This window comes from Arthrobacter sp. PTI12 (assembly GCF_056679915.1).
This window is the reverse complement of sequence record NZ_CM155256.1, coordinates 2,382,683-2,395,297: the sequence shown is the minus strand read 5'-3', so window position 1 is coordinate 2,395,297 and position 12,615 is coordinate 2,382,683. Positions and strand designations below refer to the sequence as shown.

Sequence of the window (12,615 nt, the reverse complement as noted above, 5' to 3'; positions counted from 1 at the left end):
TGCGATGAAGCGATGGTTGAGTAAGGCTGAAGTCTCCCTTGGCAACCACAGCGACCGCCTCAATGCCATCAACATTTTTCCTGTAGCTGACGGGGACACCGGCACCAACCTTTACCTGACTGTTCGGGCAGCAGCGCAGGCTGCAGCGGATCATGACACCCATGACCTCGGTGACTTGCTGAAGGTTGCCGGACAGGCCGCCATGGAAGATGCGCGTGGCAACTCCGGGACGCTTTTTGCCGTCTTCCTGTCCGCAATAGCAGAGCCGCTGCACGGCGCGTCCCGTCTCTCAGGGCCGTTGTTGGCCACCGCACTGAACCGCGCGCAGATCCGCAGCTGGTCGGCGCTCAGTGACCCTGTTCCCGGCACCATGCTTTCGGTGCTTGAGGCCGCATCGGTCGGAGCTGCCACCGTGGATCAGGCCAACGAGGGAGATGACAGTAACCACGCCCTCGCCATGACTCTGCAAGGAGCAGTGGAGGCGGCGCTTGAGGCTGTCGTGCAGACCGAGAGCCAGCTTGGCGCACTCACTGAAGCGAAAGTGGTTGATGCCGGTGGTGTGGGGTTCCTGCTCATCATGGATGCGCTCCGCGCGGCCTCACTCGGTGAAGAATTGCAGGACGAACTGCTTGACGGCCTTCATGGCTATGACGTCCAGGCGCCGCACATCCACAACGGGATGCCGGCCGAGGGCGTCGAGGTCATGTGTACCATCAACCTCAGCCCGCTGGAGGCTGCAACTCTTCGGCTTCACCTCGATGAGGTGGGAGATTCCGTCATTATGAGCGCAGTAACGGAGGTCGAGGAGGGCTATCGCTGGCGCGTGCACGTCCACGTTCCCGAAGCTGCCCTGGCACTCAGATACATCGAAGAAGCGGGGCAGCCCAGTCACATCGCCGTGACCCAGCTCGCCGGTGCCGGTGCTGTCAGCCCCCAGGAACCGGGGTACTTCGAGCAACAGGAACGTTACGGGTCCTGACGTCGGTCCGCGGTCATCCGCCGCAGGTACCGCTTGTTCGGCGCTAGGCTGGAACCGGAAGCGCGTCGCAGGCGCTCCGCCTGCCACCGAAGGACGGAAACCGCACGATGCCCACTGCCACCCGAAAAGCGACAGAACGATCCTCCCGTTTCGGGTTCGCCTTCATCGGCGTTCTGCTCATCGCCGTCAACCTTCGGGTATCTTTTGTCAGCGTTGGGCCGGTTCTCGGGAATATCAGCAGCGACCTTCAACTCTCGAGTGCCGCAGCAGGATTCCTCACTGGTTTGCCGCTTATCGCATTCGCGGTCTTTTCGCCCGTAGCTCCGGCGTTCGCTTCCCGGCTCGGACTTGATCGGGCGCTTTGGCTGTCCCTGCTGATCCTTGCGTCAGGCATAGTGCTCCGTTCCATACCGGTGTCGGGCCTGATTTGGGTGGGCACCGCCTTGATAGGCCTCGCCATCGCGTTTCTCAACGTCCTTGTTCCTTCCCTTGTGAAGCGGGACTTTCCAACCAGGGTCAGCCAGATCACCGGCAGTTACACAGCAACACAAGCCGCGTTCGCCGCGATCGGGGCCGCCGTCGTCGTGCCGGTGGCACAGACGTCGCCCGCCGGATGGCGGCTGGCGCTCGGAATTTGGGTGGGACTGGCGTTGATTGCCATGGCAGTCCTCCTGCCCTGGCTGCGCAGACACGCCTCTGACACCGTGCGCGTTTCAAAACCCGAGGCGACCTACCGGTCGCCGTGGTCTTCGGCGTTGGGTTGGCAGGTGACGCTGTTCATGGGACTGCAGTCAATCGCCTTCTACGTTCTGATGGCCTGGTTGCCGACCATCGAGCAAAGCCGCGGCGTTTCGGCGACAACGGCGGGGCTGCACCTGTCCGTGTTTCTTCTTGTCAGCGTATTCGCCAGCCTTGCTGCCGGCGGAATCCTTCATCGGGGTGCAGACCAGCGAATGATGTCCTTCACCAGCGGCGCACTCACTTTCGTGACGTTTGTCGGGCTGGCGGTTGCGCCGGACCTCACATTGCTGTGGGTGCTCCTGGGAGCGATTGGATGCGGAAGCCTCATTGTCATCGCTCTGTCACTCTTCAGCCTGCGGACGGTCAACTATCCGCAGGCCGCAGCCTTATCCGGCATGGCGCAGTCCGTCGGTTATGGCCTCGGCGCGGTTGGACCGGTCATGTTCGGTGGCCTGCGTGATCTCAGTGGCGACTGGACGCTTCCGCTGCTCGTGACTGCAGCCATCATGGCAATGTTGGCCCTGACGGGCGTGCTCGCTGGGCGGGACCGGGTGATCAGCGGCCCTTGAGCACGCGGGTCTGAGGTCAAACTACGCTGAAGCGACCAGTTGCGGCTCGGGCACCGGTCCTGGAGCGAGCAGGTTGTCACGGGTGGCATTGATCACGCTGATCAGTGCGGCGCGCAAATCTTCTTCCGCATAGCCTGCACCGCCAAGAGGTACACCTTCACCCTGCTGCACCTCATCGAGGATTGTGCGGCCCGCGGGAGTGAGGGCGACGAAAGTCACCCGGCGGTCCGACTCACTCTTTTGCCGCGTGACCAGCGCGCGCATCTCCAGCCGTTCCAGAGCTTTACCGACTGTCTGCGCCTGAACCCGCACGATCTGCGCCAATTTCACTTGGCTCATCGATCCCGCAGAGGCCAGCACTTTCAGGATTGTCACACCGGAATGTGTAACGCCGATGCTGCGCAACCGCTCGTTGTCACGGTTTTCATTGAGCCGGGCCGCTGTGCTCAGCAGGCGGCTTGTTGACCAATACGACGTGTCCATGCCTTGACCCTCTAACCCCGAAAGAACGACTGCACCGGCGAAGTGCTGCGCTCTGTAACTTGACCCGGTGGGACGGCACCGGCGACGCCAGACGCTGCGGGGTACGAGACCCATTGGAGATGCGAAGGGCGCTTAGTGAAGTATCCTATGCGATGAAAGTTGAGGTTTGGACCATTGAAAGGTGGAACCGTGGGCGAACTCGTCTCCTTCGAGCCTGATGAGGAGTTCGACGCACCCGGTCGGCTGACCGCGCAGACAGTGGGGACGGGTGAACGTTCGCTTCTTGAGGAGTTGCAGGATCTTGTGCTGTCCACCACGGATATGCAGGAGTTCCTCAACGAACTTGCCGTCCTTTCAGCGCGCAGCGTCAGCGGGCACGAGGAGACGGTGCTGTGCGGCATCACACTGTTGCGCCGCCGTCGGGCGGCGACTGTCGCCTACAACTCGGAGACTGCGAAGTCCATGGATGAACTGCAGTACGCCTTCAAGGAGGGTCCGTGCCTCACAGCAGCCAAGGAGCAGCGCACCATCGTCGTGGAGGATTTTGCTAGCGAGAGCAGATGGCCCGAATATTCAGAGGCGGTCTCCGGATACGGGCTGCGCTCTATTCTTTCTGCCCCCTTTACCATCGGGGCGGGAGCACACGCGGCGATGAACCTGTATTCCTACCGTCCGAGTTCTTTCAGGAGCGAGGAAGTCACTTTCGCCGAGTCATACGCGCGTCAGGCGTCAAAAGGACTGCAGTTGGCGTTGCGGATGGCACACTACAGCGAGGAAGCGGACAACCGCAGCCGCGCCATGGAGTCCCGAACGCATATCGACGTGGCAGTCGGGATCGTCATGGCGCAAAACCGCTGCTCGCAGGATGAAGCCTTCACGATCCTGCAACGGGCCTCGAACGCACGCAACGTGAAGCTGCGCGTGATCGCCGCGGAGATTGCCCAACGGGTTTCCGGCGCGTCACCTGCAACCCACTTCGACGGGTAACGGGATCGTCAGAGCGCGGCGCTAAGCTCGACACTACGTCTCGCTGGTTCCTGCTGCTCAGGAAAAAGGCTTTCAGGAAGGTATATGAAGAACAGGCGCCCGCCCGAGCTTTCCGCACCATTGGACCCCAAATTGCTTGGCACCAAAGTGGTTAAGGTTTTTGGGGAGAGCCTTGAGATTCACTCCGTCGGAGCGCTTCTGAACCACTTTCCCCGTACTTACCTTCCGCCTGGGGAGCTGACGGGGTTGTCCGGCGTCCCGCTCGATGAAGACGTCACCCTGGTCGCCCGGGTGCAATCGGCAAACTCGCGATGGATGCGGACGCGCAAGGGCAAACTGCTGGATGTTGTTATCACCGACGACGACGCCGGGAGTCTCGGGACCATGCATGTCACCTTCTTCAACGCTCATGTTGCTGAACGACAGCTCACCGTTGGAACTCGCGCCGTCTTCTCCGGAAAAACGGGCAGTTACCGGGGACAGTTGACCCTCACCAATCCACGGTTCTCGCTACTCGATGAAGACGACGCCGGCATGGACAAGCATCTCGTGCCTATCCCCGTGTATCCGGCGTCTGAGCACATCAGCAGTGATCAGATCAAGAAGTCCATCGAGAAGGTACTTGACACCCTCGTTCATTCACAGCTGAATGACCCGGTTCCCGCGCACATCGCCCGCCGTGACCGGCTGATGAACATCACCCAGGCCTATGAGTTGATCCACCGACCTGCCGAGGTGGAGGATGCCTACCGTGCCCAACACCGTTTCCGTTACCAGGAAGCGTTGGTCCTGCAGACTGCCTTGGCACGGCGACGGGCTGAAGTCCTCGCAGAGGAGGCAACGTCACGCCCGCTGATCCAAGGTGGGTTGCGCGATCAATTTGATGCTTCGCTGCCGTTCACGTTGACCTCGGGCCAACAGCAGGTGGGGGAGGAGCTTGCAAAGGACCTTGCCGGTGCCCATCCAATGAATCGGCTGCTTCAGGGCGAGGTTGGGTCGGGAAAAACGCTTGTTGCCTTGCGGGCGATGCTGCAGGTCATTGACGCAGGGGGGCAGGCGGCCCTTCTGGCACCTACTGAAGTGCTTGCGGCGCAGCACCATCAATCCATTACTCGTACCCTCGGCCCGCTGGCTGAGGGAGGAATGCTCGGCGGGGCGGTGGACGGGACACGGGTTGTGCTCCTGACGGGGTCCATGTCAACGGCGCAAAGGCGTGAGGCGCTGCTTGCAGCCGCATCGGGTGACGCCGGCATTGTCATCGGCACACACGCCCTGTTGTCGGAAAACGTTCAGTTCTTCGATCTCGGGTTGATTGTTGTCGATGAGCAGCACCGTTTCGGCGTGGAGCAGAGGGACGCACTCCGGGCGAAGGCCGCCGCTGCGCCGCACATGCTTGTCATGACGGCTACCCCCATTCCCAGGACTGTTGCGATGACTGTTTTCAGTGACCTGGATGTATCCACCCTGACGGAACTTCCCGCCGGCCGTGCCCCCATTGCGACTCACGTCGTAGGGCTTTTCGAGAATCCCAACTGGGTGGATCGCGCGTGGGCTCGGACGCGGGAGGAGATTGACGCCGGCCGGCAGGTTTACGTCGTGTGCCCAAAGATCGGCAACTCGCAAACGGAACCTGACAGTGCTGATGCAATGGAACTCTACGAAGGTGCGCCTCCGAACAAGCAGGAACTGACGTCCGTTGTGGAACTGTTTGAGTCCCTGCAGGATGTGCCCGCCCTTGCCGGAGTGAAGATGGGCCTGCTGCACGGGCGCCTTGATCCGGCAGAGAAATCCGCCACTATGGCTGGATTCAATGACGGCGTCATCAGTCTCCTGATCTCCACTACCGTGATTGAGGTCGGAGTTGACGTTCCCAATGCCACTCTCATGGTGATCATGGATGCGGACCGCTTCGGTATCTCACAACTCCATCAGCTGCGGGGAAGGATCGGTCGCGGTGGGCACCCGGGTACCTGCCTGCTTGTCACGCAACTCGAACCGGCACACCCCAGCCGGGAACGGCTGGACGCTGTCGCTTCAACGTCCGACGGCTTCGAACTGTCCCAAAAGGACCTGGAGCTCCGCCGCGAAGGAGACATCCTGGGCGCATCACAGTCGGGAGGCAGGTCGGCACTGCGCTTCCTCAAAGTGATTCAGCATGCCAAGGTGATCGAAAAAGCCCGTCAGGACGCACAGGAACTGATCGATGCTGACCCAACACTTGCGGAGCACCCTGAGCTCGAAGAAGCGCTGGATCTCTATCTGAACGCCGAGAAAGAAGCCTTCCTCGAACGGGGATAAGCGGAACCACTGGATCAGGAAGCGCGGGACGCCGTCTTTCGCGATCTGGAAGCAGGAGTGAGGCGGAAGCGGGAGCGCTCGGAGGCCGGTATCAGGGAGGCCCACTCGGGGTGACCTCCCAGGTATCCACGGACGGTAGGACAGAACGGCATGACCGCCAACCGCCGCCGGTGCAGGTTTTCGAGCACGTTTCCTACGAAGTAGGTATCCAGGCGTGCGCGCTTGAAACGCTGCTCGATAGTCGTGTGCAGCAGCCAGATCTGGCCCTGCCGGTTCTCGTATTGAAGGTAGCCGACGTTGTCTCCGTCAACGTACAGCTCGAACCGGCTCAGCTTCATATTGTCGCGGACTGCCGTCCGCAGGCTTGTTGAGCGGTCGGGATAACGCAGGTCCATGTGAACTCCCACAGTCGAGAGGCTGGTGAGGCTCGCTGCTGAACCGTACAAACAACTATAGCGACAATCAGTAGGCTGACAAAGCAGCCCGCAGGTTCAGGCAATGGCGCGTTCAGGCGATGCCCGAGATGCTTTGACGGAAGGCGAGTTCGTCACAGGCGGCCTGGTAGCGCTCCAGGGCTCGGAGATCGGGCATCTCGGAATCCAACTCAAGGAAGAGGGCGTCGCACAACTCGGCAAGCCGGCGTTCCGGAACTGAAGAGAGATCGACGGGGAAATCGTCGTCGGTTTCGGTCCAGGCGGGAGCGTTATCCCCGGGTTCGCGGATAGATAGTAGAGGTGGCTCAATGAATGAGCGCGACTGAGCGTCCATGAGGTGGCACTCCCACAAGTAGGTCTTACTGTGGCTCGCTGCTGAACCTGTTGCCAGTCTAATCGGCTGCTATTTTGTGGCAACCCCGAGACCGGTTCACACACTGTATCTCTGCCCGGATGCCTGTCAGGCCAGGGTTTCAACCCGATTTCGTAAGCCGACTTTCAATAAAAGTAATAAGCATGCTTCCAATTAAGCGACTGATGTGCCTACCCTTGTGCAACCGGATACTTCGGACAAGCCCTCTGCAATCAATCTCGAGGAGATAAAATGATCACGCAGGAACATATCGACCGCATTCTTGATGGCAACGGGAACGTTGTGGACCAGGACGGCAACAAGGTTGGATCCGCGGGCCAGGTGTACGTGGATGACCACACAGGAGAGCCCAGCTGGGTCACGGTGAAGACGGGACTCTTCGGTACGTCTGAATCGTTCGCGCCGCTGCAGGGCGCTTCCATGGACGGCGATGATGTGCGTATTGCCTACACCAAGGACCAGGTCAAGGACGCACCTAAGGTTGACCCGGACCAGAATTTGAGCGAGGCGGAGGAAGAGGAACTCTACCGCCACTACTCCCTGAACAGGCCAGGTGGAGGTTACGACGCCGCCGAACACGGTACGTACTCGGGCACCACCACCGGGTCGGACGATTTCCGTGACTCCAATCCCGGCATCGCAAGCGCCGGCGAGAGGGACCGCTACGACGCGGACCGCGGTGACCGAACAGTTGGACATGACACTTCCGGGCCCACCACGGATGATGCCATGACCCGGTCCGAGGAACGGCTGCATGTCGGCACGGAGGAGCAGGAGACCGGGCGTGCCCGCCTCCGCAAATACGTAGTGACGGAGAACGTCACCAAGACCGTGCCGGTCCAGCGGGAGGAAGTGCGGGTCGAGCGTGAGCCGATCACCGACGCCAACCGCGGCGACGCTCATGATGGACCCGCCATCAGCGAAGAGGAGCACGAGGTGACCCTTCACGAGGAACGACCCGTCGTGGAGAAGGAAGCTGTGCCGGTGGAGCGGGTGCGCCTCGACAAGGAAGTTGTCACGGACGAGCAGACCGTGAGTGAGGAAGTGCGTAAGGAAGAGATCGAGACAGACGGCGACGATTCCCGTCGCGGGCTCTGACCGGGGCGGCGTCCGGCAATGAACGAACGCTGGTTTCGCCGCGTGTTCCGGTGGGTAGGTGCTGGACGCTCGGAAGCTACGCTTCCGGGCGTCCAGCCACATGTGGAGCGCGCTGACATCAACGAGCGGGTGAGGCACCTCAACTCCGCACAGCTGTGCCGGGCATGGCGAATCAGCTTCCTGGCTGTCATCAGCGCCAAGACAGCGGCGGAACTGGAAGAGCTCGCGCGGAAGCGGCGGCTGTACCTTGAGGAAATGGAATCGCGGAATCCCGCCGGCTTTGCGTGCTGGCTGGCAAGTTCGCCCGCAGCATCAAGTGACCCGGAGCCTTACCTGCTCCACCAGGATGCAGGGCGGCGCCGGTTCGGCTCGCTCTAGGGTGAATCCGTCGGACTTGCGGTCACTACAACGTTCTTGCCCCAGGGATCTTCGGTGTAACAGCTGATGAGAACAAGCCTGTTCGGCGTGATATCCCAGATATTGCTGTCCTTGAGGGTGTCCTTGTCATGAGTGACAATCGAATCGACTACGTAGTGCTGCACACCGGAGCCGGTGTGCAGCACTATTTCGTGCCCCACCTCCACATCGGTGCTTATGCGGTTGAACGGAGCCTCACGATCCTCCCAGCTGTGTCCGGTGATGTACGTGGTGTCGTTCGATCCGCGCCCGGGCATGCCGAATGAGGTAAGCCAGTAGCCGTCCATGGTGAACGGTGGGACGAGGGATTGTGACGCCTCGTCTGCCGAGGTGGGAGTGAGAGGTAAAACTGCTACATCGATGCCGGCGGATTCCACGATCAGCCGCTCCGGAGCGGCGGCACGAGGTTTCGGAGCGGCTGCCTGAGCAGTGGGACTGGGACTGGGGCTGGCTTCCGGGGTGGGGGTGTGCGTGGCACTGGCAGCCATGGTTGCGGGGCGCGCCGGCTCCTCCGGCGCTGCCTGTGGTGCAAATGCCCCGCTGAGCGCTGTGGTGGAAACGAGCGCGCCCAACACTGCTGCCCCCGCAACCCATAGCCGCATTCGCGGCCGGGGAGCGGGGGCAGCAGCGTCACGCTGTGTAGCTGTCATCGAGTGGGTTAGGCCCGGCCCGCGCTTCGACGACGAACGACGACGACGGCACCGGCCGCTGTTACCGCACCGAATCCTGCCAGCCCGGCCAGGAGGGTGAGGTTCGCGGGATCTGTGGCTCCGGCGTCGTCCGCTGCGGTCTGAATGTTCAGGCCGCGCTGCTGCGGAGCGGCTGGCCGGGCGACCGGCGTATGGGCACTAGGCGTCTGCGCGACCGGCGTGTGTGCAACGGCGGGAGCGGAGCACGCGGCAACGACGGCGTCGGCGAGGGCGATCAGTTGCTGAGGATCTGAGCCCTCAGTCAGACTGAGGCGAACGAGGGCGTCATCGAAAGATGCTGCTGCGGTCTCGACCTGCGCCTCAAGAGCAAGGATCTCAGGAGTGCCGTAAGCAGCGTCAAAAGCCAACACGTAAGCCTGGTCAGCCTCGTCGTACTCCATGAAGGCGGCGTCCAACGCTGCTTGGGCTGCAGCTTCATCTGTTGTGGCCTGCACGGTGGCCGCAGCCGCAATGTCTAACCGCGCCTGTGCCTGCTCCAGCTCTGCTTCAGCAGCTTCCAGCGCAGGATCGCCGTCCGGCAATCCATCCACCACCGCTTGTGCGGCGTCCCGATCCGCGAGCGCGGTAGCTTCGGCCGACTGCGTAGCGGCCAGGAGCGCCGCGGCAGCGTTGAATATCTCCGACGCCTCGAAGACGGCGGCGTCCGCGGCGTCAAGGGCAGCAAGCTCATCGGCCACTGCAAGGTCGGCCTCTACGTACAGAGGCTCGAGCTGTGCGCCGAGCGATTCGAATGTAGCTATGGCGGCGCGCAGTTGATTTGCCAAAGCAATATCGACCGATGCAACGCCGAGCTGTGCGCCAAGTGCGCTCTGAGCCGTGAGACATTCAGCCGATCCGGGAGCAGCAGATGCGGGCGCAGCCGTAAGCACCGAGCCTGTCGCGAGAAGTGCTGAGACACCGACGGTGAGCAGGCAGGAACGAGTATTCATATGTGTTGTCTTTCGTGAAAAGCCCCCAAGTCCCCCTTGAGCGGCGCGCGCCGCTCGCACTTCGCTAACGCGGCTGCTTTTCGGCTGCACTTATTGGACCACGCGGAAACTGTTTCTGCTAGTGGTTTAGAGTGTTTTTTCATGAGTCGAATCATCGCCGGGGCCGCAGGTGGCACTACGCTGACCAGCGTCCCGGGCCAGGCGACGCGACCCACCACTGACCGGGTCAAGGAAGCCTTGTTCTCCCGCTTGGATGCCTACAACGTTCTGGCCGGCGCGCATGTGCTGGATCTCTTCGCTGGATCGGGGTCGCTGGGGGTGGAAGCGGCGAGCCGGGGAGCTGCAGCCGTGGACCTTGTCGAATCCGCGGACCGGGCTGCTGCCGCCTGCCGTGCAAACGCCGACGCGATGAACCAGGTCCTTGGTTGGACTTGCGTTCGCGTGCACCGATCGAAGGTTGAGACCTATCTTAATCGGGTCCCGGAAGACGCACTATGGGATGTGGTGCTCATGGACCCGCCCTATCCGCTCGAGGACGCGCCACTGGTGACCATCCTGTCCACTCTTGTTCCGCACCTGGCCGAAGGGGCCGTCGTCGTGCTCGAACGTTCCTCGCGCTCAGGGGAGCCAAATTGGCCCGACGGGATTGAGCGCTTCGCCGACAAGAAGTATGGCGAGACCCGGCTCTGGTACCTGGAACCGGTCTAACGCTTCCGCCGTTCAGTCCGCCCGGTAGCCGGGGCGCTGATCTGACTACCTGATCTCATCTAACTCTCATCTCTGGTTCATCTGCGCCCCATGCAGCATCCGTACGGTGTTTGCAGGACACGGAAACGGGACCCAGAAATACGAAAGCTAGGGGCGTTCATCATGCGGTTATCGGTCATCGGATGCGGGTATCTCGGAGCGGTGCATGCGGCGTGCATGGCGAAGCTGGGGCACGAGGTGGTGGGCATCGACGTCGATGGTGCGAAAGTTGCGGCCCTGAGTGCCGGGGACGCTCCCTTTTTTGAGCCAGGGCTTCCGGAATTACTCGCTGAGGCGCTTGAAACTGGCCGGTTGCGTTTCTCAACCGACATCGCCGATGCGGCCGGCTCCGCTGTGCATTTCATCGCGGTCGGCACACCACAGAAGCGAACAGAGAACGGAGCAGACCTCAGCCATGTCTATGCGGGCGTCGACGCACTGTTGCCCCATGTGAATGCAGGCGACGTTGTGGTGGGGAAATCCACCGTTCCCGTTGGTACTGCCCGCGACCTTTCCGTACGTATCTCCGAGGCATGCCCTTCAGTGACGCTGGCCTGGAACCCGGAATTTCTGCGCGAGGGCTTCGCCGTCAAGGACACGCTGGAACCGGACCGCCTGGTGTACGGGCTGGATGATGCAGCCAGTGGTGCTCAGCTGATCCTGGATGAGGTGTACGCTCAGGCGCTCGCTGGAGGGACCCCGCGATTGGTGATGGACTATGAGACAGCTGAGCTGGTAAAGGTATCCGCAAACGCCTTCCTGGCCACGAAGATCTCTTTCATCAACGCAATGGCGGAAGTCTGCGAGGCCACCGGAGCTGATGTCTCCATGCTCGCGGACGCCATTGGCCACGACGCACGGATCGGCCGGAAGTTCCTCAACGCAGGTCTCGGGTTCGGTGGTGGGTGCCTCCCGAAGGACATCCGCGCTTTTATGGCGCGAGCGGGTGAGCTCGGCGCCGATCAGGCCCTGACCTTCCTGCGCGAAGTCGACTCTATCAATATGCGGCGGCGCTCCCGCATGGTGGATCTGGCGCGGGAGGTCTGCGGCGGGTCACTGCTCGGGCAACGGATAGCCGTTCTCGGTCTGGCTTTCAAGCCCAACTCCGATGACGTCCGTGATTCGCCGGCGCTCAGCGTCGCCGCCCAGTTGCAGCTTCAGGGAGCGGCGGTCACAGCTACCGATCCTCAAGCCGTGCCGAACGCGTCGCGACGCTTCCCTGACCTCGCCTACGCCACCTCGGTTGAAGAGTCAGTCCAGAATGCCGATGCTGTGCTGGTGCTGACTGAATGGGAGCAGTACTGCGCGCTGAATCCAATGGATCTCCGTGCACTGGTGGCTCGTCCAGCGATCGTGGACGGACGAAACTGCCTGGACCCGGTGGCCTGGCGCGACGCGGGCTGGACCTATCGGGCGCTCGGACGTCCAAAAGCCGCCGCCGTACCCGCGCCCACCGCTGCAGTGCGTTAGGACACCTTCCAGCGTCCCGTGCATAGCGCGGTGCCGTGTTTCCCGGAAGAGCGTGTTCGGCGATCTGCGAATGGCCGCGTAAACCTCGGCAACTCGATCCGCACATCTGCCAGATCGGTGTACCAGCGAGGTAGCGGCATCATTGACAGCTGATAGTCCGCGAGCAGCGATTCCCAGGGCAAGGCCGCGAACTGATCGAGTAGTGCTCTGAGCTCGGCCTGCAGCGAGCGTCCATTCGCCGCCGCTATCCGTTTCAGCTCATCGAGCGTGTGTTGATCGACGTTGCGGATACTGATGCTCGGCATAGGTGTTCCTTCCAGAAGGGTGCATGTGCATGCGTTGCATGCATTGAGTGCAGTACATGCACCCTTCTGGAACAA

General features: G+C 61.8%; 14 protein-coding genes. 8 read left to right on the top strand and 6 right to left on the bottom strand.

Annotation, left to right across the window (positions count from 1 at the left end; translation table 11 throughout):
• Positions 1–4: 4 nt before the first annotated feature.
• Both AC1MBU_RS11495 and AC1MBU_RS11490 read left to right on the top strand, forming a co-directional pair.
• The gene (locus AC1MBU_RS11495; protein ID WP_471673583.1) at positions 5–979 is read left to right on the top strand and encodes a DAK2 domain-containing protein; all 975 of its coding nucleotides are present in this window, start codon (positions 5–7) and stop codon (positions 977–979) included.
• A 107-nt stretch (positions 980–1,086) separates the two neighbouring features.
• Positions 1,087–2,289 carry an MFS transporter gene (locus AC1MBU_RS11490; RefSeq protein ID WP_479787228.1) on the top strand — a complete coding sequence of 401 codons (1,203 nt, stop codon included), beginning with the start codon at positions 1,087–1,089 and terminating at the stop codon, positions 2,287–2,289.
• A gap of 21 nt (positions 2,290–2,310) precedes the next feature.
• On the opposite strand, the gene AC1MBU_RS11485 is transcribed toward AC1MBU_RS11490, so the two are convergent.
• Positions 2,311–2,772, bottom strand: a complete 462-nt coding sequence (locus AC1MBU_RS11485) for a MarR family winged helix-turn-helix transcriptional regulator (RefSeq protein WP_346028169.1) — start codon at positions 2,770–2,772, stop codon at positions 2,311–2,313.
• A 189-nt stretch (positions 2,773–2,961) separates the two neighbouring features.
• Here AC1MBU_RS11485 and AC1MBU_RS11480 point away from each other — a divergent pair, with 189 nt between their 5' ends.
• On the top strand, positions 2,962–3,759 hold the full coding sequence (locus AC1MBU_RS11480; RefSeq protein ID WP_346028170.1) for a GAF and ANTAR domain-containing protein: 798 nt from the start codon (positions 2,962–2,964) through the stop codon (positions 3,757–3,759).
• A gap of 84 nt (positions 3,760–3,843) precedes the next feature.
• A complete protein-coding gene (locus AC1MBU_RS11475; protein ID WP_479787227.1) occupies positions 3,844–6,057 on the top strand; it encodes an ATP-dependent DNA helicase RecG in 2,214 nt (737 codons plus the stop codon).
• A 14-nt stretch (positions 6,058–6,071) separates the two neighbouring features.
• On the opposite strand, the gene AC1MBU_RS11470 is transcribed toward AC1MBU_RS11475, so the two are convergent.
• Both AC1MBU_RS11470 and AC1MBU_RS11465 read right to left on the bottom strand, forming a co-directional pair.
• Positions 6,072–6,452: a GNAT family N-acetyltransferase gene (locus tag AC1MBU_RS11470; protein WP_056548248.1), complete on the bottom strand. Its 381-nt coding sequence runs from the start codon at positions 6,450–6,452 to the stop codon at positions 6,072–6,074.
• Between the two features lie 112 nt (positions 6,453–6,564).
• Positions 6,565–6,825 carry a hypothetical protein gene (locus AC1MBU_RS11465; protein ID WP_346028173.1) on the bottom strand — a complete coding sequence of 87 codons (261 nt, stop codon included), beginning with the start codon at positions 6,823–6,825 and terminating at the stop codon, positions 6,565–6,567.
• Positions 6,826–7,095: 270 nt separating this feature from the next.
• Between AC1MBU_RS11465 and AC1MBU_RS11460 the strand changes: the two genes are divergently transcribed.
• Both AC1MBU_RS11460 and AC1MBU_RS11455 read left to right on the top strand, forming a co-directional pair.
• On the top strand, positions 7,096–7,962 hold the full coding sequence (locus tag AC1MBU_RS11460; RefSeq protein ID WP_346028174.1) for a YsnF/AvaK domain-containing protein: 867 nt from the start codon (positions 7,096–7,098) through the stop codon (positions 7,960–7,962).
• An 18-nt stretch (positions 7,963–7,980) separates the two neighbouring features.
• On the top strand, positions 7,981–8,340 hold the full coding sequence (locus AC1MBU_RS11455) for a hypothetical protein (protein ID WP_346028175.1): 360 nt from the start codon (positions 7,981–7,983) through the stop codon (positions 8,338–8,340).
• Here the strand turns inward: AC1MBU_RS11455 and AC1MBU_RS11450 are convergent.
• Positions 8,337–9,029 carry a class F sortase gene (locus tag AC1MBU_RS11450; protein ID WP_479787226.1) on the bottom strand — a complete coding sequence of 231 codons (693 nt, stop codon included), beginning with the start codon at positions 9,027–9,029 and terminating at the stop codon, positions 8,337–8,339. The two genes, AC1MBU_RS11455 and AC1MBU_RS11450, sit on opposite strands and share 4 nt — an antisense overlap.
• 8 nt (positions 9,030–9,037) lie before the next feature.
• The gene (locus tag AC1MBU_RS11445) at positions 9,038–10,018 is read right to left on the bottom strand and encodes a hypothetical protein (protein WP_479787225.1); all 981 of its coding nucleotides are present in this window, start codon (positions 10,016–10,018) and stop codon (positions 9,038–9,040) included.
• Positions 10,019–10,159: 141 nt separating this feature from the next.
• Here AC1MBU_RS11445 and rsmD point away from each other — a divergent pair, with 141 nt between their 5' ends.
• Together rsmD and AC1MBU_RS11435 are read left to right on the top strand one after the other, a co-directional pair.
• The gene (gene rsmD, locus AC1MBU_RS11440) at positions 10,160–10,726 is read left to right on the top strand and encodes a 16S rRNA (guanine(966)-N(2))-methyltransferase RsmD (protein ID WP_479787224.1); all 567 of its coding nucleotides are present in this window, start codon (positions 10,160–10,162) and stop codon (positions 10,724–10,726) included.
• 162 nt (positions 10,727–10,888) lie between these two features.
• The gene (locus tag AC1MBU_RS11435; RefSeq protein ID WP_471671788.1) at positions 10,889–12,235 is read left to right on the top strand and encodes a UDP-glucose dehydrogenase family protein; all 1,347 of its coding nucleotides are present in this window, start codon (positions 10,889–10,891) and stop codon (positions 12,233–12,235) included.
• Here the strand turns inward: AC1MBU_RS11435 and AC1MBU_RS11430 are convergent.
• Entirely contained in the window at positions 12,232–12,540 is a 309-nt protein-coding gene (locus tag AC1MBU_RS11430) for a FitA-like ribbon-helix-helix domain-containing protein (RefSeq protein ID WP_479787223.1), read from the bottom strand. The two genes, AC1MBU_RS11435 and AC1MBU_RS11430, sit on opposite strands and share 4 nt — an antisense overlap.
• Between the last annotated feature and the right edge of the window lie 75 nt (positions 12,541–12,615).